The organism is Nocardioides sp. GY 10127 (assembly GCF_004919085.1).
Lineage (GTDB): Bacteria > Actinomycetota > Actinomycetes > Propionibacteriales > Nocardioidaceae > Nocardioides.
Window position 1 is genome coordinate 759,808 of record NZ_STGL01000003.1, and the last position, 23,316, is coordinate 783,123.

General features: G+C 73.8%; 20 protein-coding genes. 13 read left to right on the forward strand and 7 right to left on the reverse strand.

All coding sequences use genetic code 11. The features are described from left to right. Positions 1-38 precede the first annotated feature (38 nt). Together E8D37_RS06975 and E8D37_RS06980 are read right to left on the reverse strand one after the other, a co-directional pair. A complete protein-coding gene (locus E8D37_RS06975; protein WP_136569002.1) occupies positions 39-2,201 on the reverse strand; it encodes a DEAD/DEAH box helicase in 2,163 nt (720 codons plus the stop codon). Positions 2,202-2,734: 533 nt separating this feature from the next. Then, positions 2,735-3,526, reverse strand: coding sequence for a FadR/GntR family transcriptional regulator (locus E8D37_RS06980; protein ID WP_206055597.1), 792 nt, complete (start codon positions 3,524-3,526; stop codon positions 2,735-2,737). Positions 3,527-3,809: 283 nt separating this feature from the next. On the opposite strand from E8D37_RS06980, the gene E8D37_RS06985 reads away from it, so the two are divergent. The 13 genes from E8D37_RS06985 (at position 3,810) to E8D37_RS07045 (ending at position 17,080) form a co-directional block, all read left to right on the forward strand. Further along, positions 3,810-5,522, forward strand: coding sequence for an L-lactate permease (locus E8D37_RS06985; protein WP_240770233.1), 1,713 nt, complete (start codon positions 3,810-3,812; stop codon positions 5,520-5,522). After that, a complete protein-coding gene (locus E8D37_RS06990; RefSeq protein ID WP_206055598.1) occupies positions 5,519-6,931 on the forward strand; it encodes an FAD-linked oxidase C-terminal domain-containing protein in 1,413 nt (470 codons plus the stop codon). The genes E8D37_RS06985 and E8D37_RS06990 overlap by 4 nt, the downstream gene beginning before the upstream one ends. Continuing rightward, a complete protein-coding gene (locus tag E8D37_RS06995) occupies positions 6,931-8,061 on the forward strand; it encodes a (Fe-S)-binding protein (protein ID WP_136569004.1) in 1,131 nt (376 codons plus the stop codon). The genes E8D37_RS06990 and E8D37_RS06995 overlap by 1 nt, the downstream gene beginning before the upstream one ends. 360 nt (positions 8,062-8,421) lie before the next feature. After that, complete coding sequence (locus E8D37_RS07000) at positions 8,422-9,159, forward strand: hypothetical protein (RefSeq protein ID WP_136569005.1); 738 nt, start codon at positions 8,422-8,424, stop codon at positions 9,157-9,159. A gap of 206 nt (positions 9,160-9,365) precedes the next feature. After that, the gene (locus E8D37_RS07005) at positions 9,366-9,974 is read left to right on the forward strand and encodes a copper chaperone PCu(A)C (RefSeq protein ID WP_206055599.1); all 609 of its coding nucleotides are present in this window, start codon (positions 9,366-9,368) and stop codon (positions 9,972-9,974) included. Next, the gene (locus E8D37_RS07010; RefSeq protein WP_136569006.1) at positions 9,974-11,212 is read left to right on the forward strand and encodes a Dyp-type peroxidase; all 1,239 of its coding nucleotides are present in this window, start codon (positions 9,974-9,976) and stop codon (positions 11,210-11,212) included. The genes E8D37_RS07005 and E8D37_RS07010 overlap by 1 nt, the downstream gene beginning before the upstream one ends. Before the next feature lie 24 nt (positions 11,213-11,236). Continuing rightward, positions 11,237-11,899, forward strand: a complete 663-nt coding sequence (locus tag E8D37_RS07015) for a vitamin K epoxide reductase family protein (RefSeq protein ID WP_240770234.1) — start codon at positions 11,237-11,239, stop codon at positions 11,897-11,899. Then, positions 11,896-12,570 (forward strand): copper resistance CopC family protein, encoded by a 675-nt coding sequence (locus tag E8D37_RS20065; protein ID WP_206055600.1) that lies wholly within the window; start codon positions 11,896-11,898, stop codon positions 12,568-12,570. The genes E8D37_RS07015 and E8D37_RS20065 overlap by 4 nt, the downstream gene beginning before the upstream one ends. Next, positions 12,567-14,642 carry a cytochrome c oxidase assembly protein gene (locus tag E8D37_RS07025; protein ID WP_136569008.1) on the forward strand — a complete coding sequence of 692 codons (2,076 nt, stop codon included), beginning with the start codon at positions 12,567-12,569 and terminating at the stop codon, positions 14,640-14,642. Before E8D37_RS20065 ends, E8D37_RS07025 begins: the two co-directional genes overlap by 4 nt. A gap of 134 nt (positions 14,643-14,776) precedes the next feature. Beyond that, a complete protein-coding gene (locus E8D37_RS07030) occupies positions 14,777-15,175 on the forward strand; it encodes a metalloregulator ArsR/SmtB family transcription factor (protein ID WP_136569093.1) in 399 nt (132 codons plus the stop codon). Next, on the forward strand, positions 15,172-15,957 hold the full coding sequence (locus tag E8D37_RS07035; RefSeq protein ID WP_240770235.1) for an aquaporin: 786 nt from the start codon (positions 15,172-15,174) through the stop codon (positions 15,955-15,957). Before E8D37_RS07030 ends, E8D37_RS07035 begins: the two co-directional genes overlap by 4 nt. Beyond that, a complete protein-coding gene (locus E8D37_RS07040; RefSeq protein ID WP_136569009.1) occupies positions 15,954-16,367 on the forward strand; it encodes an arsenate reductase ArsC in 414 nt (137 codons plus the stop codon). The genes E8D37_RS07035 and E8D37_RS07040 overlap by 4 nt, the downstream gene beginning before the upstream one ends. 83 nt (positions 16,368-16,450) lie before the next feature. Beyond that, complete coding sequence (locus E8D37_RS07045; protein WP_136569010.1) at positions 16,451-17,080, forward strand: MBL fold metallo-hydrolase; 630 nt, start codon at positions 16,451-16,453, stop codon at positions 17,078-17,080. 69 nt (positions 17,081-17,149) lie between these two features. Here the strand turns inward: E8D37_RS07045 and E8D37_RS07050 are convergent, their stop codons facing one another. The 5 genes from E8D37_RS07050 to E8D37_RS07070 form a co-directional block, all read right to left on the reverse strand. Then, the gene (locus E8D37_RS07050) at positions 17,150-18,202 is read right to left on the reverse strand and encodes a sugar-binding transcriptional regulator (protein WP_206055601.1); all 1,053 of its coding nucleotides are present in this window, start codon (positions 18,200-18,202) and stop codon (positions 17,150-17,152) included. A 103-nt stretch (positions 18,203-18,305) separates the two neighbouring features. Next, positions 18,306-19,289: a sugar phosphate isomerase/epimerase family protein gene (locus tag E8D37_RS07055; protein ID WP_136569011.1), complete on the reverse strand. Its 984-nt coding sequence runs from the start codon at positions 19,287-19,289 to the stop codon at positions 18,306-18,308. Positions 19,290-19,382: 93 nt separating this feature from the next. Next, positions 19,383-20,885, reverse strand: a complete 1,503-nt coding sequence (locus tag E8D37_RS07060) for an FGGY family carbohydrate kinase (protein ID WP_168929664.1) — start codon at positions 20,883-20,885, stop codon at positions 19,383-19,385. 49 nt (positions 20,886-20,934) lie between these two features. Next, complete coding sequence (locus E8D37_RS07065) at positions 20,935-21,915, reverse strand: transketolase C-terminal domain-containing protein (RefSeq protein ID WP_136569013.1); 981 nt, start codon at positions 21,913-21,915, stop codon at positions 20,935-20,937. Continuing rightward, a complete protein-coding gene (locus E8D37_RS07070) occupies positions 21,912-22,802 on the reverse strand; it encodes a transketolase (RefSeq protein ID WP_206055602.1) in 891 nt (296 codons plus the stop codon). The genes E8D37_RS07065 and E8D37_RS07070 overlap by 4 nt, the downstream gene beginning before the upstream one ends. Positions 22,803-23,316 lie beyond the last annotated feature (514 nt).

Here is a 23,316-nt window from a genome sequence, read left to right on the forward strand (position 1 = left end):
GCGGGTCAGCAGCGGGTCAGCAGCGGGTCAGCAGCGGGTCAGCGCGCGATGACGGAGCGCTTGCGGCGGCGTCCTGCCTGGGCCTTCTCCTCCGCCTCGAGGGCGGAGGTGAGCAGCGAGACCAGGGCCTCGAGCTGGACGTCGGAGGAGGAGCCGACCTCCGCGTCGGAGCCGTCGAGCGCCACCGCCGCGAGCCCGGCCTTGGAGTCGATGAGCTCGGCGATGCGGGTGTCGATCGTGTGCGCGGCGATGACGCGCCAGGCGGTGACCGGCTCGTCCTGGCCGATGCGGTGGATGCGGTCGATCGCCTGGGTCTGCTCCGCGTCGGTCCACGACAGCTCGGCGAGGACGAGGTTGGAGGCGACCTGCAGGTTGAGACCGACGCCCGCCGCCATGAGCGAGCAGACCGCCACCGACACGTCGGGGTCCTCCACGAACGCGTCGATGTTCTTCTGCCGGACGCTGGGCGTCTGGTCGCCGCGGATCGAGGAGTACCGCAGGCCGCGCTCGTCGAAGAGCCGCTCGGCGGTGTCCATGACGTCCACGTGCTTGGCGAAGAAGACGACCTTGCCGACGTTGCGCGCCAGCTGGGCGGCGTAGTCGGCCGCGAGGCCGGCCTTGGCCTGACCGATCCGGCGGACCATCGAGAACACGTTCTCGCCGTCGGAGCTGGAGGAGGAGTCCTCGAGCTCCCAGCCGGCGACGCGGCGGACGAGCTCGTGGTCGATGCCCTCGACCGTGCGCCCGGAGATGCGGGTCTCCAGGGCGGTGTTGTACCGGTGGACCATCCGCTTGGCCAGGTCCGCCTCGGCGGCCTTGATCGAGCGGCCCAGGGCGTCGTCGAGCTCGACCGGGAGGTCGGCCACGCGACGGGCCGGGATGTCGGCGGCGACGTCGACCTTGCGGCGGCGCACGATGCCCTGGTTGACCACGCAGGTGCGGGCGGCGCCGTAGAACTGGGGGCCGTCGGCCGGGTTGAGGCCGGTCTCCTCCAGGCACTCCATGAGCGGGCCGAGCGGCACCTTGTCGTCGATCCAGCCGAGGAACTGCCAGATGGCCCGGAAGTCCTCGATGTCGTTGATGAGCGGGGTGCCGGTGAGGGCCATGAGCAGCGGTCGGCCGCCCCGGGCCCGGATCTTCTCGGAGAGGTGCAGGACGTGCTGGCTGCGCTGGGAGGTCTTGTTCTTGATGAAGTGCGCCTCGTCGACGACCATCCCCTTGAACCCGAAGTCGGAGAGCCAGCCGACGTGCCGGTCGAGGATCTCGTAGTTGACGACCACGATGTCGGCGAAGCCGTTCATGTCGTCGCCGTCGCCGTGGACGACGGTGGCCGGGTGCGTCGGCGTCCAGCGCTCGGCCTCGCGCGCCCAGTTCGTCTTCACGACGTTGGGCACGACCACGAGCAGCGGGTAGGCGTTCGCGGCCTGCGCGGCGAGCAGCGCCTGCGCGGTCTTGCCCAGGCCCGGCTCGTCGGCGAGCAGGAACGTGCGGTGACCCTCGCCGGCGGCGTTGATCAGCTGCGCCTGGTGCTTCATCAGCGTGTGCCCGCCGGGGGCGGTGAGCGACTCGGGCTCGGGCAGGGGCATGCAGGCGGACGCTCCGCCGTACTCGAAGCTGCGGAACAGCGGGCCGAGCAGCTCCCAGCCGGCGAGGCGGCGGGGGCGGGAGGTGAGGGCGACGCCGGAGAAGTCCGGCACCAGGAACGGGTTGGAGAGCTTGCGCGCCACGACGGACGGCGGGGTGACGCGGCGGTGCTCGGCGTCCCCGTTCTCGGTGGACCGACGCACGGGCGCGGGCTCGTCGGGGACCTCGAGGCCGGCGCGCTCCATCATCTCGCGGCGCAGCGCCCGGGCGTCGGGCCCGATCTCGGCGTCCTCGGCGAGGAGCTGGAGGAGGGAGGTGTCGCGGGTGCCGGTCTTGGCGAGGATCGTGGCGATCCCGTCCAGCCGCTTCAGCTGCTCGTTGCGCTGCGACTCGCTCGACTCGGTGTCGGCCTTGAGCCGGGCCCGCTCCTCGCGCACCAGCAGCGCCACGACCTGGAACTTCATCCGTCCCTGGCCGTTGACGGGGCCGCGCTGGGCGGCGCCCTCCACCTCGCGGACGGCGCGGGCCAGGACGGGGATGATCCCCTCGTTGTCCAGGTCGCGCACGCGGCGCTGGGTGCGCCCGTTCTGCGAGCGTCGCTGGGCTCGTCGAGCCACTGGCTCCTCCTTCGTCGGCCGCGCGGGGCAGGCCGAGGCGTTCGACAGCCGCGATGGTCTCTCCCTGGCCACCGCAGGCCGGACATGCGCAGCATCGACGAAGCCACCTGCTGGTGGCGGGGCCTGGGGCGTCGTCCGACCGGGGGGCTCGAACGGCGCCGTGGAGGTCCGGGGTCGCCCACGGAGGTTCCCGGGGGCGGAGTCGGCGGCACCCCTCCCGAGGTGCCGGGCTGCGACTGCCGTCCATGCTCTCACAAGACCCGGCAGGACGTGCACCGACGGCGGGACCTCTGCGGTCGGTTTCGTCCGCCGGACTGGACCGCTACCCGACCGGGTGAGTTCGAAGGGGTCGCAGCGGGGCACCGTCGAGGTGTCCTCGAGTGAGTCACCACATCCGGGTGGTTCCTCCACCCGCAGGGGTGATCGAGGACGCCGCGGTCGGGACCGGAAAGATTCCGGCCGCGGCGCCCACCGGCCGCACGGCCCTGGTCACGCGCCCCCTGTCCCGAGCCTCGGTAGCGAGCCGCGGCGGCTCAGTCGGCGGTGTCGACGGTGTCGGCGGTGTCGGCGGTGTCGGGCCCGTCCGCCGCGAAGACGTAGAAGTCGGCGATGTGCCGCTCGACGAGGTCGGCGGCCAGCAGGCGGTCGCCGCCGCGCACGGCGTCCGCGATGGCCCGATGCTCGGAGCACAGCCGCCGGCGCACCGGCTCGACGTCCGGCGCCTGCTGGAGCGCGGTGAGGAGCGTCCCGCGCATGGCGGTGCGCAGCGCCGTGGTGAGGTCCGCGACCAGGGCGTTGCCGCTCGCCCGCGCGACCGCCACGTGGAAGGCGGTGTCCCGCTCGTTGAACTCCGCCACGTCGGTGGCCGGGTCGTCCATCACCGCGAGGTGCTCGTCCATCTCGGCGAGGTCGGCCGCCGACGCGTGCCCGGCGGCGAGCCGCGCGGACTCCCGCTCGAGGGCGATGCGCGCGCGCACGACGTCGCGGCCGGCGACGCTGTTGAGCAGGGCGTGGACCCGGACCAGTCGCGTGAGGGCGTCCCCGGGCGTGGCGGTCACGACCGTGCCGGCGTCCTTGCCCGAGCCGGTGCCCTGGGTGATGAGCCCCATCGCCTCGAGGACGCGCATGGCCTCGCGGACCGCGGAGCGGCTGACCCCCAGCGACGCGGCGAGCTCCCGCTCCCCCGGCAGCCGGTCACCGATGGAGAGCCGCCCGGCGGCGATCTGCTCCTCGATCCGGTCGAGGACGAGCTCGTAGGTGCGCGTGCGGACGACCGGCGACCAGTCGGGGTCGCCGGGGCGCACGTCCTGGGCGAGCCGGTCCACGGGCCGGATTGTGCACCGCGGGCGACGCTGCCGCGAGCCCGAGGCGGCAGACCCGGCCGTGTCGCGACGTCCAGGACCGCTCGTCGCGCCCAGGACACCGCTCACCGAGCGCGGACGCACGGATCCCGGACCCCGACTGGCTTTTCCTGTGACGGCGCTCATACAGTGCTCCCCGTCACTGTGTGGTCAGACCACATGTATGGTGCTGCCGATCACAGTGCGACGCCACCGTCGTCCCGACCGCCACGGCTGAGCCTGGCGGTGCGTTCCGAAAGGCCCACCCGTGTCCCCAACCGTGCTCGTCGGTCTCCTCGCGACCGACTTCACCCAGGAGCTGGCCCCCGTCGGGGGCAGCCTGGCTGCCTCGGCCCTCGTGGCCCTGCTGCCGCTGCTGGTCGTCTTCGTCCTGCTCGGCGCCTTCCGCCTGCCGGCCCACGTGGCCGCCCTCGCCGGTCTCGTGACGGCCCTGCTCGTCGCCGTCCTGGCCTACGCGATGCCCGCCCAGCTGGCGCTGCTCTCGGCCACCCAGGGCGCGGTCTTCGGCGTCTTCCCGATCATGTGGATCGTGGCGAGCGCGCTGTGGCTCTTCCAGCTCACGGTGACCAGCGGACGCTTCGAGGACCTGCGCGCGGTCTTCGACACGGTCTCGGACGACACCCGCGTCCAGGCGGTCCTCATCGCCTTCTGCTTCGGCGGCCTCCTCGAGGCGCTCGCCGGCTTCGGTGCCCCGGTGGCCATCACCGCGACCATGCTGCTCGCGCTGGGCATCGCCCCGCTGCGCGCCGCCGGTGCCGTCCTCCTGGCCAACACCGCCCCGGTCGCCTTCGGCGCCGTCGCCATCCCGATCACCACCGCGGGCACGCTCACCGGCATCCCCGCCACCGAGATCGCCGCCGTCGTCGGCCGTCAGGCCCCGATCCTGGCGCTCTTCGTCCCGCTGCTGCTGCTCCTGGTCGTCGACGGCCGCCGCGGCCTGCGCGAGGTCTGGCCCGCCGCCCTGGTCACCGGCTTCTCCTTCGCCCTGGCCCAGTTCGTGACCTCGAACTTCCTCTCCTACGAGCTCACCGACATCGTCGCCGCGCTCGTCGGCCTCGCCGCCACCGTCGCCTTCATGAAGGTGTGGAAGCCCCGCTCCTCCGACCTCGGCGACGAGGCGACCTCGGGCACCGGCGGCTCCGCCCCCGCCGCGCCGTCCGGCGACACGCTCACCACCACCCGCCCGCAGCGCACCGGCGGTGCGCAGCTCACCGGCGGCCGCGTCCTCATGGCCCTCGCGCCCTACCTGATCGTCATCGTGCTGTTCTCGGTCGAGAAGCTGGTCACCCCGGTCACCACCTTCCTCGGCACCACCGACCGGCTCATCGAGTGGCCCGGCCTCAACGGGCACGTGATCTCCTCGGCCGGCACCCCGATCACCTCGACGGTCTACAACTTCCAGTGGCTCTCCAGCCCCGGCACCGGCCTGCTGGTCGCCGGCGTGCTCACCGCGCTCCTCTACCGGGTCTCGCTCTCCGCCGCCGTCCGCGACTGGGTCACCACCGTCGTCAAGCTGCGCTTCGCGGTGCTCACCGTCGCCAGCGTGCTGGCCCTGGCCTACGTGATGAACCAGTCCGGCCAGACCACCGCCATCGGCACCTGGATCGCCGGCACCGGCGCCGCCTTCGCGCTGCTCTCCCCGGTCCTGGGCTGGATCGGCACCGCCGTCACCGGCTCCGACACCTCCGCGAACGCCCTGTTCGCCAAGCTCCAGGCCACCGCGGGCGCCAAGGCCGGCATCGACCCGACCCTGCTCGTCTCCGCCAACACCACCGGTGGTGTCGTGGGCAAGATGATCAGCCCGCAGAACCTCACCATCGCGGCGAGCTCCGCCGGCCTCGACGGCCAGGAGTCGCGCATCCTGCGCCTCGTCCTCCCGTGGAGCCTCGGCCTCCTCGCCTTCCTCATGGTGCTCGTCTTCCTGCAGAGCACCCCGGTCCTGGGCTGGATGCTCCCGTGACCGCGACGAGCACGGACCTGCCCGGCGGCCACCTCGACGACGCCCTCCTCGCCCAGCTGCGGGAGATCGTCGGCGCCCAGCACGTCCTCGTCTCCGAGGGGGACGTCGAGCCCTACAGCCGCGACGCGACGCCGCTGTTCCGGGCGCGCCCGGACGCCGTCGTCCTGCCCGGCTCCACCGACGAGGTCAGCCGCGTGCTGGCCCTCGCGACGGCCGCGCAGGTGCCGGTCACCCCGCGGGGGGCCGGGTCCAACCTCGCCGCCGCGACGGTGCCCGAGCACGGCGGGATCGTGCTCGTCCTCACGCGGCTCAACAAGATCCTCGAGGTCTCCTCGGACGAGCTGCTGGCCGTCGTCCAGGCCGGTGTCACCACCGCCCAGATGGCCGACGCCTGCGCGGGTCGGGGGCTGCTCTACGCCCCCGACCCGGGCAGCCGGACCGTCTCGACCGTCGGCGGCAACGTCGCCACGTGCGCGGGCGGCCTGCGGGGCCTGAAGTACGGCGTCACCCGCAACTACGTGCTCGGCGTCGAGGCCGTCCTCGCCACCGGCGAGGTCATCCGCACCGGCGGTCGGCTCTGGAAGGACGTCGCGGGCTACGACCTGACGCGGCTGCTCACCGGCTCGGAGGGGACCCTCGCGGTCATCACCGAGGTCACCGTGGCCCTCCTGCCGGCCCCCGCGACGTCCAGCACGGGCGTGGCCTACTTCGACGACCTCGCGACCGCCGGCAAGGCCGTCGCGGCGATCATCGGGGCGGGCACCCTCCCGGCGACGCTGGAGTTCCTCGACAACAAGTGCATCAACGCGGTCGAGGACTTCGCCCACCTGGGCCTGGACCGCACCGCCGGCGCGCTGCTCCTCTTCGGCGACGACGGCCGCGGCGACGCCGTCGAGCAGTCGCTGGAGCGGATGAGCGCGATCTGCGCCGAGGTCGGCGCCCGCAGCGTCACCCGGGCCCGGGACGTCGCCGAGGCGACGGCCCTGCTCGAGGCCCGGCGCTGCTCGCTGCCGGCCCTCGCCCGCCTCGCGCCCATCACGATGCTCGAGGACGTCACCGTCCCGCGGCCGAAGCTGGCCGAGATGGTGCGCCGCATCGACGCCATCGCCGAGCGCTACGACCTGGTGTGCGCCACCTTCGGCCACGCCGGCGACGGCAACCTGCACCCGACGATCTGCTTCGACCCGGCCGACGGCGACGCGCAGGTCCGGGCGGTCAAGGCGTTCGACGACATCTTCGCGGCCGCCCTCGACCTCGGTGGCACCATCACCGGGGAGCACGGCGTGGGCGCCGCCAAGCGTCCGTGGCTCGCCGCCCGCCTGGGCGACGACCAGCTCAAGCTGCTGTCCCGGATCAAGACCGCGTTCGACCCGGCCCGCATCCTCAACCCCGGAAAGCTCGGCTCCTGATGAGTGCCCCCTCCTCCGCCTCCCCCGCTGCCCACGGGGTCCCCGAGCCCACGGGCACCCGTGGGATCTTCGACCCCGACCTGCTCAGCGCGTGCATCTCGTGCGGCTTCTGCCTCCCGGCCTGCCCCACGTACGCGCTGACCCAGGACGAGCGCTCCAGCCCGCGCGGACGCATCACGCTCATGCGCGCGCTGGAGGAGGGCCGCCTCGACGAGCGCGACCCCGTGCTCGTCGAGCAGGCCAGCCAGTGCCTCGGGTGCCGTGCGTGCGAGACCGTGTGCCCGGCCGGCGTCCAGTACGGGCAGCTGCTGGAGCAGTGGCGCGACCACCAGTGGCAGGGCAAGGACGACCCGCTCATCGCGCGGGCCGCCCGGGCCGCCATGAAGGTGACCCCCGCGATCACGGCCGCCGGCACCGTCCGCGGCGCGGCCCGCACCACGGGGGCGGCGCAGGAGGGGAAGCTCCACCTCATGCTCGGGTGCGCCGAACGCGCGACCTTCCCGGGGATCTCCCGGGCGGCCGTGAAGCTCCTCGGGGACGCCGTCGACGTGCCGTCCGGGCAGGGCTGCTGCGGCGCCGTGCTCGGTCACAACGGCGACAAGGAGGGCGGCGAGGAGATGGCGCGCCGGCTGGGCGACGTCATGCCCGGCACCGTCGTCACCACCTCCGGCGGCTGCGGCGCGCACCTGGCGCACGGCATCGGCCGCGAGCGGGTCAAGGAGATCTCCGAGGTGCTCCTCGAGCTGTTCTCCGCTCCCGACGCACCGGCGCTGTCGACCCTCACCGTCGACGGCCGGCCGGCCCGGATCGGCCTGCAGGACTCCTGCCAGCTGCGCAACGGCCTCGGCGTCACGCTGCCGCCGCGCGAGCTGATCGGCCGCGTCGGCGAGTACGTCGAGCTTGGCTCGTCCGGCCGCTGCTGCGGCGCGGCCGGCACCTACTCGCTGCTGCGGAAGAAGGAGTCCCGGGCGATCCTGGACATGCACGTGGACGAGGTGGAGGCCGCCGACCTGGACTACTGGGTCTCGCTCAACGTCGTCTGCCACCAGCAGCTCATCACGGGCATCCGGAAGCGGAAGCTGAAGACCAAGGTCGTGCACCTGGCCGAGCTGCTCGCCATGGCCGTCTGACGGCGGCCACCCCGTCGCCGGGAGCCGCCGGGGCCGCGCAGGGGACAGCGCGCACCCCGTCCCGCTCCCGGTCCCACCACGGCCGGCACCTGCTCACGCGGGTGCCGGCCGTGTGCTGTTCCCGGGCCGGTGTGGGCGGTGTGTCAGCAACCGGATCGCGCCCGTGGGAGGTTGCCCAGCCACCGCCCACCCCCGGCCGAGCCCACCGGCGGTGTGCCGGCAACCGAATCGTCCCGGTGGGAGGTTGCTCAGCCACCGCTCACCCCGGGCCGCGGACGCCCCGCTCACGGGCGGCTGCCAGGGTCCGGGGGTACCCCGTCGACTCAGCCGGGGCCACCCCCGCGTGGGACACTGCTGCCCGTGAGCAGCACGCGGACCCACCGCCGCGCGGGCCAGGTCGGCCCCGCGGTCCTGTGGGCGCGCGCGGGGCTGCTCGGCCTCCTGGTGGTGCTGCTCGGCTCGGTCGGCCACGTGAGCGCGGACGGGCTGCTGCCCGGGCCCGGCACGATGGCGGCGATCGCAGCCGGCGCGGTGCTGCTCTCGGCGCCCGCGCTGGCCCGACCGGCGTCCGCCCTGCGCGTCGTGGTGCTCACGGTGCTGGGTCAGACCGGCGTCCACCTGGCGCTCTCCCTCACCGCGGGGCACCGGGGCGACGCCGCGGCCACCACCGCGACCACCACCGCCCTGGCGGGCACCGGCCCGACGCTGCCGGTGGTCGACGGCCACCGCGTCGGCTCGCTGGCCCAGGCCTACTCGGCCGCCACCGCGCAGGGGACGCCGGCCGTCTCCGACCTCGGCCTGTCCCACCTCGTGGCGGACGCCTCCGCGCACGCCCCGATGATGCTGGCCCACACGGTCGCCGCGGCCTTGGTCGGGCTGTGGCTGGCCCTCGGCGAGCGCGCCCTGTTCACGGTCCTCGCGCTGACGGGTCGCCGACTCGTCCTGCCCGTGGCCCTGTGCCGCCGGGCGGCGACGCTCGGCGCCGTCCTGCTCCCCCGCCCGCCGGCCCCCGCCCTGCCGGCGCTGAAGCGTCCGTTGGCCCTCTCGTCGTGGGCCCGGTCGGTCCCGGTCCTGCGCGGGCCACCGCTGCCCGCCTGACCGAGCCACCCCGCGCAGCCGCACCACCTCCCGGCGGTCGGCTCCTCGTGCCGCGCCGTGGCCGGTGGCCCCGACCACCAGCGACCCCATCGAGCAGCACAGGGCAGCACCGCGCCGCGCCCGCGTCCACCTGACGCACAGCGCGCCACGCGCCACGCGCGCCCCCGCCGCCCGCGGCGTCGCCACCCACACGACGAAGGACCCCGATGCTCACCCTCATCCCCAGCACCCGACCGCGCCTGCGCACGCTCGCGTCCACGGCCCTGCTGGTCACCGCCCTCGGCACCGGCCTCACCGCCTGTGGCTCCGACTCCGAGGCCTCCTCCGACGCCTCCAGCAGCGCCTCGGCGGACGCCACCATGGCCTCCGAGATCACCATGGAGGACCCCTGGGTCAAGGCCGTCGACTCCGGCATGACCGCCGCGTTCGGCACCCTCGAGAACAGCGGCGGCAGCGACGCCACGCTGGTCAGCGTCACCAGCGACGCCTCCGACACCATCCAGCTGCACGAGACCGTCGAGAAGGACGGCACCATGCAGATGCAGGAGAAGGACGGCGGGTTCACGATCGCGGCCGGCGGCGACCACGAGCTCAGCCCCGGCGGCGACCACATCATGTTCATGGACGTCACGGACGCCCTCGAGCCGGGCGACACCGTCACGCTGACGCTCACCTTCTCCGACGACTCCACGCTCGACGTGGACGCGACGGTGAAGGACTACTCCGGCGCCGACGAGAGCTACTCGGACGGCTCGGACGACTCCAGCGACGACATGAGCGGCATGGACATGTCCAGCGAGGGCAGCGACTCCTGATGACCGACGCCTCCCACAGCCCCCGGGCCTGGGGACGGCGTCAGCTGCTGCGCACCGGTGCCGCCGCCCTCGGCGGCACCGGTGTCGGCTGGGCCGCGGGCTCCGCCGCGGCCGCCGCCGGGTCCCACGAGGACTCCGCGGACGCCACCCTCACGGTCCAGCCCGAGCAGGGGCTGCGCACCGTCGCCTTCCACGGCGCCCACCAGGCGGGCGTCTCCACCACGCCACAGGCGTACCTGACCCTCGTCGGCCTCGACCTGCACGACGACGTCGACCGCGCCGCGCTGGCCCGGATGATGAACCTGCTCAGCGACGACGCCGCCCGCCTCACCCAGGGCGAGGCCGCCCTGGCCGACAACGAGCCGGAGCTCGCGGAGCGTCCCTCGAGCCTCACGGTCACCTTCGGGTTCGGTCCGCGGGTCGTCCGGGACCTCTTCACCGGCACGTCGATGACCCTCGAGCCGCTGCCCGCCTTCTCCACCGACGAGCTGCGCGAGGAGTGGGGGCAGACGGACGTCGCGGTGCAGCTCTGCTGCGACGACCCGCTCACCCTCGCCCACTGCCGCCGGATGATCCTCAAGGACGCCCGCGACTTCGCCGACGTGCGCTGGCTGCAGGAGGGCTACCGGCGGGCAATCGGCACCGAGCCCACCGGCACCACCATGCGCAACGTGATGGGGCAGGTGGACGGCACGGTCAACCCCGCCGAGACCGACACCGACTACGACCGGCTGCTGTGGTCGGCCGAGAGCGGCTTCGAGGGCGGCACGGTGATGGTCGTGCGGCGCATCCGCGCCCGCATGGACCTCTGGGACAAGGTGGACCGGGTCTCCCGCGAGAACGTGGTGGGCAGGACGCTCGACAACGGCGCCCCGCTCACCGGCACGAAGGAGACCGACACCGCGGACTTCGGCGCGACCGACGACCTCGGCCTGCCGGTCATCGACCCGGCGAGCCACATCGCCCGGGCGCACGCCCAGACCCCGGACGAGGTGTTCCTGCGACGTCCCTTCAACTACACGGTGCCGGACCCGTCCACCTCCACCGGCGAGGACAGCGGGCTGGTGTTCATCGCCTACGCTGCTGATCCGGTGAAGCAGTTCGTCCCCGTCCAGCGCCGGCTGGCGAAGCAGGACCGCCTCAACGAGTGGATCACCACGATCGGCTCGGCGGTCTACGCCGTCCCGCCGGGTGCCGCCGAGGGCGAGGCCGTCGCCCAGCGCCTGCTGGCGACCTGATCCCTGATCCCGAGAGGACCCCCCGTGTCCACTGACACCACCGAGCCGGGCGACCAGCACGAGCACGACCTCGAGCACGACGAGCTGGAGCTCGACGACGAGGCCATCGAGGCGGCCCTGCGGCCGACGCGCGCCGGCGGCCTGCTCGTCACCGTCCTCGGCGCCCTGGGGCTGCTGGCCGCCTTCACGCTGTCCGTGGAGAAGGTCGAGATCCTCATCGACCCCAGCTACGTGCCGTCCTGCAACATCAACCCGGTGCTGTCGTGCGGCTCGGTGATGGTCACCGACCAGGCCGCCCTCTTCGGGTTCCCGAACCCGTTCCTCGGCATCCTCGGCTTCTCCGTGGTCGTCACCGTCGGCGTCATCCTCGCCTCGGGCGTCCGGCTGCCGGTCTGGATCCACTGGGGCCTGGCCCTCGGCACCTTCCTCGGCCTCATCTTCATCCACTGGCTCGCCTGGCAGAGCCTCTACGACATCCACGCGCTGTGCCCCTACTGCATGGTCGTGTGGACCGTGACGATCCCGCTCTTCGTGTGGTCCACGCTGTCCGCCGCGCGCCTGTCGTCCGCGAGCCCCCTCGTCCACACCCTCTGGGCGTGGCGTCTTCCCATCGTCCTTGCCTGGTACGTCGTGTTCATCGTGGCGATCCTCGAGGCCTTCTGGAGCTACTGGAGCACCCTGCTGTGACCCTGCACCACCGCGGCGCGAGCCGCACCCGCCACACCCTGGCCGCCCTCCTCGCCCTGCCCGCGCTCCTCCTGCTGGGCGCCGGGCTGGGCGTCGGCCTCCTGGCCGGCCCCGCGTCCGCCCACGCGGCCCTCATCGGCACCGACCCCGAGGACGGTGCGACGCTCGAGGCGATCCCCACGACGGTGACGTTCGAGTTCGACGAGGACATGTCGGCGCCGGCCTACGTCGTGGTCACCGCGCCCGACGGCACCGACCTCTCCGACGGCGACCCGGTCGTCAAGGACAACCTCGTCACCCAGAAGCTCACCGACGACGGGCAGACCGGCTCGTTCACGATGGCCTACCGGGCGGTCTCCGAGGACGGGCACCCCGTCACCGGGCAGATCTCGTTCACGGTGGAGGGCGACTCGGCCAGTGCATCGGCCTCCGCCACCGCCGCTGCCACCGACTCCGCCACCGCCTCCGCCAGCGCGTCCGCCAGCGCGTCCGCCTCCACCGGCACCGCCACCGACGACGAGGCGTCCTCCGACAGCAGCACGGACAGCAGCACCGACAGCAGCGACGGCGGCTCCTGGCTGGCCGACCACGCGCTGACCGTCGGCGTGCCCGTCGTCCTCGTGCTCGTCGCGGGTGGCCTGCTGCTCGCCTCCCGCCGGTCCTCCTCATGAGCGGCACGACCACCCCGGACAGCCCCGAGGCGCCGGCCCCCGCGGCGGCGCCCCGACGGCCCCGCGGCCCGCTCGCGGCCGCGGTGGTCGTGCTCGGCCTGCTCGTCCTCTGGCTGGCCCTCGAGCTGGCCGGCGGCGCCTGGGTCGCGGCCCCGACGGGCATCCCGGACCCGGGCCCGTTCACCGGCTGGGCCCTGCCGGTCGTCACCTTCCTGGCCAACCTCGTCGGGGTGGCCACCGTCGGCGCCCTGCTCGTGCCGGTCCTGGCGCTGCCCGGCCCGGCCAGCGAGCTGACCGGGCGCGCGGTACGCGCCGTGCTCAACGTGCGCCTGCTGGCCCTGCTCTGGGCCCTGCTCGCGCTGTTCGAGAACGTGCTCACCTGGTCCGACCAGTTCGCCATCCCGCTCAGCGGGTTCAACTGGACCGCCGTGTGGGGGTTCGCGACCCAGGTCGACCAGGGGCAGGCGCTCCTGGTGCAGGCCGCGCTCGCCGGCGTCCTCGTCGTCGCCTCCCGCTTCGTCTTCACCGTCCGCGGCTCCCTGTGGTGCCTGTTCGTCGCGGTGGTCGCGATGATCCCGCCGGCCTTCACGGGCCACTCGAGCGCGTCGGGCAGCCACGACACGGCCATCGTCAGCCTCGTGCTGCACGTGGCGGCCGTGAGCGTGTGGTGCGGCGGCGTCCTCGCGCTGTGGTGGTACCTGGTGGACCGGCCCCGGCCGCGGGCCATCGCCGCCCGGCGCTTCTCCGCCCTGGCCGCCTGGTGCTTCTTCGTGGTGGCGGCCACCGGCGTGGTCAACGCCCAGGTGCGGCTCACCTCCGTCAGCGACTGGTTCACCAGCGACTACGGCCGCGTGGCCCTGCTCAAGGTCCTCGCGCTCGTCGCCCTGGGCCTCGTCGCCCAGCGCCTGCGCGCCCTCGTCGAGGCCCGGACGGCGGCCGCCGCCGCGGCCGAGGAGGACGGCGACCCCGCCGAGTCCCCCGCCTGGAAGCCGCTGGCGCTGCTCACGGGCATCGAGCTGGTCATCATGACGGCGGCCGTGGCGCTGGGCGTGGCGCTGAGCCGCACTCCCCCGCCGGTCGGTGAGCCCTACAGCTCGGCCGCGGAGTCGCTCCTCGGCGGCCCGGTGCCGCCGGCCCCGAGCGTGCACGAGCTGCTCACCGGCTTCCAGTCCTCGGGCGTCGGCTTCGCCGTGCTCGGCTTCGGCACGTCCCTCTACGTCGCCGGCCTCCTGACGCTGCACCGCCGCGGCGACCGCTGGCCCGTGTGGCGCACGATCTGCTGGTTCCTCGGCCTGCTCATGGTCGGCTACGCCACGGTCGGCGGCCTGGGCGTCTACAGCCACGTGATGTTCAGCGCCCACATGGCCTCGCACATGGTCATCTCGATGATGGCGCCGATCCTGCTCGTGCTGGGCAACCCCGTGGTCCTGGCCCTCAACGCCCTCCCCGGGGCGGACGTGCCGGGCGGCCGCGGCCCCCGCCAGCTGCTCAGCGACCTGCTGCGCTCGCGCTGGGTGGCGTTCTTCTCCCACCCCGTGGTCGCCGGCATCAACTTCGTCGCCAGCCTCTACGTCATCTACCTCTCCGGCCTGTTCAACTCCCTCATGGAGTCCCACGTCGGGCACGCCTACATGGAGCTGCACTTCCTGCTCGCGGGCTACCTGTTCTTCGAGGTCATGGTCGGCTCGGCACCGCTGCCGCACCGGATCGGCTACCTCACCCGGATCGGGCTGCTGCTCGTCGTCATGCCCTTCCACGCGTTCTTCGCCGTCACCGTCATGGGCGCCGACGACGTCATCGGGCAGGACTACTACTCGATCCTCGACCTCCCCTACGTCCCCTCCCTCCTCGACGACCAGCGGCTCGGCGGGGCGCTCACCTGGGGCCTGGGCGAGGTGCCGATGGTGATGGTCCTCGTCGTCGTGCTCGCGCAGTGGTTCACCTCCGACCAGCGCGCCGCCAAGCGGGCGGACCGGCGTGCGGACGCCGACGGGGACGCCGAGCTCGAGGCGTACAACCGGATGCTGCAGGGGCTGGCCCGGCGCGACGGGCACGAGGGCGGCCGGGCCTGAGGCTGCCCGGCCTGAGGCTTCTCGGCCTGAGGCTGCCCGGCTGAGGCTGCCCGGCTGAGAACGGTGGGCGCCCCGGCTGTTCACCGCCAGGACGTGACACGGCCATCGACATGCGTCAATATCGGCGCGTGTCGATGCCTCCCGCCCCCGCGGCGCCCGCGGCCCGGGCCGCCGCCTGCTGCGCCCCGTTGACGGCCGAGCCGCTCTCCCCGGAGAGCGCCGAGGCCGTCGTCCCACTGCTCAAGGCCCTCGCGGACCCGGTCCGCCTCCGCCTGGTCTCCCTCGTGGCCGCCCACGAGGGCGGCGAGGCGTGCGTGTGCGACCTGCAGGAGGCCTTCGACCTCGCGCAGCCGACGATCAGCCACCACCTCAAGGTGCTCCACACGGCCGGGGTGCTCACGCGCGAGAAGCGCGGCACGTGGGCCTACTACCGGGTCCAGCCGGACGCCCTGGGCGCCGTGGCCGGGCTGCTCAGCGCGCCCGCAGGCACCGCCGCCGGCACCCTCGCGCCCGCCACGGGGTGCGGCGCGTGAGCCCCGAGCGGCTGCACCTCGTGCGGCAGGGCGTCGCGGAGCTGGTCGGCACCGCGTTCCTGGTCGCCACCGTGGTGGGCTCGGGCATCGCGGCCGCCTCGATGAGCGAGGACGTCGGGCTCCAGCTGCTCGAGAACACGCTCGCCACCGGCGCGGTGCTCGTCGCGCTCATCCTGGCGCTCCAGCCGGTCTCGGCCGCCTTCAACCCGGTGGTGACGCTGGTCGAGCTGGTCCTGGGGCTCGTGCGCCCGGCGACCGCGGCGGTGCTGATCGCCTGCCAGGTCGTCGGCGGGGCCCTCGGCAGCGTCGTCGCGAACCTCATGTTCGACCTGCCGGCCGTGACGATCTCGACCCACGACCGCAGCAGCGGCGCCCACTGGCTCGCGGAGGTCGTGGCCACCGTCGGGCTGGTGCTCGTCGTGTTCGGCACCGTGCGCTCCGGGCGGCCGCAGGTGGTGGCGTTCGCGGTGGGCGGCTACATCACCGCCGCCTACTGGTTCACGTCCTCGACCAGCTTCGCCAACCCGGCCGTGACCCTCGCGCGCACGCTCTCGGACACCTTCGCGGGCATCGCCCCCGCGTCCGTCCTGCCGTTCATCGCCTGCCAGCTGCTCGGCGGAGCCCTCGCCCTCGGGCTCGTGCGGCTGCTCTACCCCACGCTCAGCCCGGCCGACCTGCCGGACCCGGCTCCGCCGGCCCCGCCGCACGCCGACTCCCACACCGACGCCCAGCCCGACATCCAGCCCGACATCCAGCCCAGCACCCAGGAGAAGACCGCATGACCACCACCCCCACCGTCCTCTTCGTCTGCGTGCACAACGCCGGGCGCTCCCAGATGGCCGCGGGCTGGCTGAGCCACCTGGCGGGCGACCGCGTGCAGGTCCTCTCCGCGGGGTCGGCGCCGAAGGACCAGATCAACCCCGTCGCCGTCGAGGCGATGGCCGAGCGCGGCGTCGACATCGCCGCCAACCAGCCGAAGGTGCTCACCGACGCGGCCGTGCAGGCCTCGGACGTCGTCATCACGATGGGCTGCGGCGACGCCTGCCCCTTCTACCCGGGCAAGCGCTACGAGGACTGGAAGCTCGACGACCCGGCCGGCCAGGGCATCGAGGCCGTGCGCCCGATCCGGGACGAGATCCGCGAGCGGGTCCTGGCGCTGCTCGAGTCGCTCGGGGTGCCCGCCGAGGGCTGAGCCCCGCGCACCCGCCCGTCCGGGCGAGGCCGTCCCTCCTACACTCGTGGTTGATTGCGTCAACGACTTCCGAGGAGATCTCCGTGCGCCTGGTCAAGCACACCCACGCCACCGTCACGCTGCACCACGACGGCGGCATGCTGCTCATCGACCCCGGCAGCTTCACGGCGAACGCGGCCGCGCTGCTGGCCGAGGCCGACGCCGTCCTGGTGACCCACGACCACCCCGACCACCTGGACGTCGACGCCCTGCGCGCCGAGATGGCCCGGCGGCCGGAGCTGCCCGTGCACGTCCCGGCCTCGGTCGCCGCCTCCCTCGAGGGCACCCTGGCCGCCTCCGACGGCGACACCTTCGAGGCGGCCGGCCTCACCGTCACCGCCCACGGCCACGAGCACGCCGAGATCCACCCGGACGTCGAGGTGCCGGAGAACGTCGCCTACCTGGTGGGCGGCGTCTACCACCCCGGCGACAGCTACCACGCCCCCGAGGGCGTCGTCGGCAACGTCGACCTGCTCCTCGTGCCCACCAGCGGCCCCTGGTCCGTCACCGGCAAGGCGGCCGACTTCGTCCGCGCCGTGAAGCCCGGCCGCTGCATCCAGCTGCACGACCTCATGCTCAGCCCGCAGGGCAAGGGCTCCATCGGCACCTTCCTCCAGCGGATCACCGGCATGGAGGTCCCCGCGCTCGCCGACGGCGAGTCCGTGGAGCTCTGAGCCCACCACGAGATAGTCCCTGACCAACGGACCCGATCCGGCCCCGAAATGGGGTCCGTTCGTCAGGGACTATCGCCGCGCGAGCAGCCCCTCGGCGGTGACCACGTCGGTGATGAGCACGTGCACCCAGCCCCCGAGGGCGGCGGCGCGCACGGCGTCCAGCTTGCGGCGGCCACCGGCGAGGCCGATGACGCGCGGGATGGCCTTGAGCGTGGCCGGGTCGATGCCGACGACGCGGTCGGCCAGCCCGGCGTCCACCTGCTCCCCGTCGGCGTCGAAGAAGCGCAGGCAGACGTCCCCGACCGCCCCGGCCTCGCGCAGCGTGGCGCGCTCGTCCTCGGGCACGGCGTTGCCGGACATCGCCAGCAGCGGCGAGGGCTCGAGCGAGCCGATGCCGACGAGGCAGGTGGTGAGGTCGGCCCAGGAGGCGGCCAGGTCGGCGATCTGCGGGTCGCTGAGCAGCCCGTCGCGCACGGCGGCGGTGGCGACGATCCCGGGGGCCGGGAGGAAGCGGGGGGTGGCGCCGGCGATGCGTGCCAGGTCGGAGGTGAGCTGGGTGGCCTGCACCTGGACGGCGGCCTGCCCGACGCCCCCGATGACCTGGCTGATCTCGCTGGCCAGCCGGACGGTGCGGGGCATCATCGCGTCCACGCACGCCAGCAGCGTGGAGGACCAGGACGAGAGGCCGACCCGGTCCGCGGCGCCCAGCGTCGACTCCAGGTAGGCCGCGCCCGCGCTGCCGATCGCAGCGGTCACGGAGCGCTCGTCGTCGGGCGCGGTCGCCTCGGCGACCACCACGTCGGCCAGCCCGTAGGCGTCGCGGACGGCGTCCTCGAGGTCCGGGTGCACGCCCGACGGCGGGACCACGACCGTGCGCACCACGCCGATCTCGACGGCCTCCTTGAGCAGCCGCGAGACCCGCGACTGGGAGATGTGCAGCCGCGCGGCGATCTCCGGCTGCCGCACGCCCTCGTCGTGATAGAGCCGCGCCACCTTGGTCAGCAGCGACATCCGGCTGCCCGAGCGCGCGCCGCGCACGCCCGTGCCGGGGCTGGGCAGCTGACCGGGCAACTGGCCTGGCTGCTGGCCGGGCAGCGGGTCGGGGGCGGGGGTGGCGGGCACGGTGCGGAGGCTATCCGGTGGCGGCTGGGTGGCGGCTGGGCGGCGGCTGAGTGGCGGGTGCCGTCGGCCCGGCGCGGGGTGGGCGCCGGGCCGACGAGGCGACTCACCAGCTGGAGTAGAGCGCCTTCTGGGCGATCTTGAGCGCGCCCACGGCGTCCTGCTTGGCCTGGGCCGCGGCGAGCGCCTCGGTGTCGAGGACGTCGAGCGCCCGCTCGACCGTCTTGAGGAAGTCGATCGCGTGGGTGGCGGCCTCCACGGAGTCCTCGCGGAACGGGAACTGGTCGAGCTGCCAGACGCCCTCCCAGCTGTTCTTGCGCAGGACGTGGAAGAACTCGAACAGCTCGATCGGGTGGACGGTGCCGGCGACCATGTCGTCGTCCCAGCCGCGGAGGTTGTCGTTGACGTCCATGCCGAAGAGGCGACCGTGGTCGATGGCGAGCTGGGCGGAGTCCGCCGGGCTCTCCCCGCCGTAGAGGGCGTGGCCGAAGTCGAGCAGGATGCCGACGTTCGGCACGCCCATGCGCTCGATGCCGAGCAGGGTGCGGGCGACGGAGTCGTAGCTCATGTGCACCCGGGGCTCGCGCGGCTTGTACTCGATGACGAACTTCAGGTCGGGGTTCTCGGTGGCCAGGCGGGCGATGCCCTCGACCGAGTAGGTCCACAGCTGCTTGTAGTCGGTCTGGAACGGGTAGTCCCAGCCGTCCTGACCCGGCCACAGCTTCACGTAGTCGGCGCCGAAGTCGCGGACGACGTCGCAGGCCTCGGTCACGAAGTCGTGGGCCAGCTCGCGCACGCCGGCGTCGGGGTTGGTGAACGCGCCCTTGGCGAACTGGCGGGTGTAGATCTCCGGGGTGATGCCGATGACCTCGAGGTCGTTCGCGGCCAGGCGCTTCTTCACGTCCTCGGTGCTCACGCTCTCGCCGAAGAACGGCCAGTTCAGGTCCACCACGGAGAGGTCCTCGACCTGCCCGGCGAGGTCGATCGCCTCCAGGATCGAGCGCGGCTCGCCGTACCCGTCGGTGGCGTAGCGGTCCACGTAGGTGGCGAAGTGCCAGATGCCGGCGCCGAAGCGCTGCGTGCTGCTCATGTCTCTCCTTCGAGGGTTCTGCCCTGGTCGTACGGGGTGGTGCCGAGTGGCGCCCTGGTGGTGCTGGTGGGTGCTGCCGGGGAGGTGCGGGCGTCAGGTCTGCGGGTGGCTGCGCGCCTTGGCGACGGCGGTGCGCCAGCGTGCGCGGGTGGCGGCGAACGGGTCGTCCTCCCCCGCGGCCAGGGGCGCGGGGTCGAAGACACGGGGGTCGTGGACGTCGAGGGGCGCGGCCGCGTCGTCCCACAGCCCGACCACGGTGCCGGCCAGCCGGGCGGCCCCGAGCGCGGACAGCTCGGGCGCGGCGGAGCGCCGCAGCGTCCGGCGGGAGACGTCGGCCTGGAGCTGGACGAGGGCGTCGGAGCCGGTCGGCCCGCCGTCGACGAGCACGGCCTCGACGCGGGCGCCCGCGCCGTCCGCCGCCGCCAGCACGTCCTCGACCTGGAGGACGACGGACTCCAGCCCGGCCCGCGCGACCTCCGCGCGGCCGGCGCCGAGGGTGAGCCCGGTGAGCAGGCCCTCAGCGGCCTCGTCCCACCAGGGGGCGCCGAGGCCGGCGAACGCGGGGACGAGGCTGAGGCCGTGGTCGGGCCGGGCTCCGTGGCCGAGGTCGGCGAGCTCGCCGACGGTGGTGCCGAGGAGGTCGGCGAGCCAGACGAGGGTCGCGCCGGTGGCCAGCACGTTGCCCTCGAACGCGGTGGCCGGCGCGGCGCCGCCGACCTGCCAGGCGATCGTCCGCACGAGCCCCTCGACCGGGCCGGTGCCCAGGACCTCGAGACCCATGACCGACGACCCGGTGCCGAAGGTCGCCTTGACCGCCCCGGGGCCGCGGACGCCGTGGCCGAAGAGGGCCGCGTGGCTGTCACCCAGCACCGCGGCGATCGGCACGCCCTCGAGGCCGGCCAGGTCGCGGACGGGCCCGGTGGGGGCGTCCGAGGCGACGACGGGCGGCAGGGCCGCGAGCGGGACGCAGAACAGCGCGGCGAGCCCGGCGTCCCAGTCGGCCGCGTCGAGGTCCAGCAGCTGGGTGCGGCTGGCGTTGCCGACCTCGATCCGCCGCTCGCCGGTGAGGCGGGCGACCAGCCACGAGTCCAGCGTGCCGACGGTGAGCAGGCCGGCGCCCGACCGGCTGCGGTCGGGGTCGACCCGGTCGAGCAGCCAGCCGAGCTTGAGCGCGGAGAACATGGGGTCGACCGGCAGGCCGCTGGTCTTCTCCACGAGCGGTCCGTGGCCGGCGTCCAGGAGGCTGCGCGCGGTGCCCGCGGTGCGCCTGTCCTGCCACGAGAGCATCGGGCCCTGGGGCTCTCCCGTGGCGGTGTCCCACACCAGCGCGGACTCGCGCTGGGTGCTGAGCGCGAGGGCGGCCACGCGAGCCCCGCCCCCGGGCAGCGCGGCCAGCGCCCCGGCCACGGCCTCGCGGACGGAGGCGAGGATCTCGCCCGGGTCCTGCTCGACGTGGCCGGGGGCCGGGTGGGACTTGCCCACGGGCACGCCGCAGCGGGCGACGACCGCGCCCGCGGCGTCCACGGCCACGGCCTTGGTCGAGCCGGTGCCCTGGTCGATCGCGAGGACGACGTCCCGCCCGGTGGTGACGCTCATGCTGCTCATGGTGCGGCTCCGCTGCTCCCCCGTTGCTCCCCGGTGCCGCTCAGCCCTCGGCGAGCGCGTCGCGCGCGGCCTGCGCGAGCCCGGCGGCGGTGAGGCCGAAGTGCTCGAGCAGGAACGCGTTCGACCCGGTCGGTGCGAAGGTGGGCACCCCCAGGACCCGGACGGGCCGGCGGACGGACGGACCGGACTGTGCGAGCAGACCGGTCACCGCCGCGCCGAGCCCGCCGGACGGATTCGCCTCCTCCGCGGTGACCACGGCACGGGTCTCCGCGGCGGCGGCGAGGATCGTAGCCTCGTCGAACGGGGCCAGCCAGGCGGCGTTGACCACGCGGGCCGAGACGCCCTCGGCGGCCAGCAGGTCCGCAGCGTCCAGCGCGACGCTCACGAGCGTGCCGGTGGCGACCAGGGCGACGTCCGAGCCGTCCCGGACGACCTGGACCTTGCCGCGCTCGAGGGTGGCGCCGGCGGGCGTGACGTCCGGGACCTTGTAGCGGCCCACCCGCAGGAACAGCGGGCGGCGCAGCTCGACGGCCAGGCGGACCGTCTCGGCGGTCTGCTGCCGGTCGGCCGGGAAGACGATGTCGAGGCCGGGCAGGGCGCGCAGCCACGAGAGGTCCTCGATGGAGTGGTGCGTGGGGCCGAGCTCGCCGTAGGACATGCCCGGGCTCATGCCGCACAGCACCACCGGGTGCTGGCTGTAGGCGACGTCCGCCTTGACCTGCTCGAGCGAGCGGCCGGTGAGGAACGGCGAGGCCGAGCACACGAACGGGACGAGGCCCGCGTTGGCGAGGCCGGCGCCGACGCCCACCATGTTCTGCTCGGCGATGCCGACGTTGACCAGGCGGTCGGGGAACTCGGCGGCGAAGGCCTTGAGGTTGGAGGAGCTCACCGAGTCGTTGCAGACGGCGACGATGCGCTCGTCGGTGCGGGCCAGCTCGACGAGGGTGTCGGCGAACGCCTGGCGGTTGTCGTAGGTGGCGGTGCGGTCGGGGGCCTGCACCGTGTCGATGGTCGTGCTCATGCTCCTGCCAGCTCCTGCCTCGCCTGCTCGACCTGCTCGGCCGAGGGCACCTTGTGGTGCCACTCCACGCGGTCCTCCATGAAGGAGACGCCCTTGCCCTTGACGGTGTTCGCGACGATCGCGACCGGCTTGCCCGTCGTCGACGGCGCGAGCGCCGCGAGGATCTGGGTGAAGTCGTGGCCGTCGATGACGCGGACCTCGCAGCCGAAGGCGGCGAGCTTCTCGTCCAGCGGGTCGAGGGCGTTGGTCTCCTCGGTGCGCGCGCCCTGCTGGAGGCGGTTGCGGTCGACCACCAGCGTGAGGTTGTCGAGGCCGAGCTGGGCCGCCGACATGATGGCCTCCCAGTTGGAGCCCTCCTGCATCTCGCCGTCACCCATGATCGCGAAGGCCCGGGCACCCGTGCCGCGCAGGCGGGCGCCGTACGCGCAGCCCACCGCGACCGGCAGGCCGTGGCCCAGCGGACCGGTGTTCGTCTCCACGCCCGGCACCTTGTTGCGGTTGGGGTGGCCGTTGAGGTCGGAGAGCGGCTGGGCGAACGTCGGCAGCTCCTCGCGAGGGAAGAACCCCGCGTGCGAGAGCGTCGTGTACAGCGCCGCCGCGCAGTGGCCCTTGGAGAGGACGAAGAAGTCCCGCTCGTCCCACCGCGGCTGGGCCGGGTCGACGTTGAGGACGCCGAAGTAGAGCGTGGTGAGCAGGTCGGTGACGGAGTAGTCGCCGCCGATGTGACCCAGGTTCGCCCCGGAGATCGTCTCGAGGACGTCGAGCCGCGTGAGGCGTGCCTGCTCGGCGAGCAGCTCGACCTGCTCCTCCGGGGTCGCCTTCTCGAACCGCGCCCGCGCGTCGCGCCAGGACGCGGTCCGCGCCTCGTCGCAAGCCAGCATCTGCATATCCATTCACTAGTGCGTGGATGATTCACCACGAGTGTGACCGCTGCCGCACCGGGTGTCAACGGAACCCGAGTGGGTGCTTGGTTTTTGGGTGGGGGTGGGGTGGCCGGACGTCGGCCGATCGGTCAACTGGTGCGCGGGCGGCCGGTGCGCCGGCGCGGCGATGGTCGACCGGCAGCCGGCGGCCGGCGGCCAGCGGTGGCCGCGGACGTCATACGTCTGAGGGAGTGGACGTCCGCTCCGTATGACGTCCCGGCTCGCCCACCCCGGACGTCATACGAACCGAGGTGCCCCAGGGCCGATTCGTATGACGTCCCGGCGGGTCGCTGGGATGTCCTCGCGGCAGACCGACCGGCGGTGCCCCAGCAACCCCGCCGCGCCCGCCAAAGGTTGCTCACACACCGCCCACCCCAGCCCAACCGACCAGCGGTGGCTCAGCAACGTCACCGAGGCGGTGGATTCAACCCGCGTCTGCAACACCATGTTTTGGTGGGTGGGACAGTAGCCGGTCGAG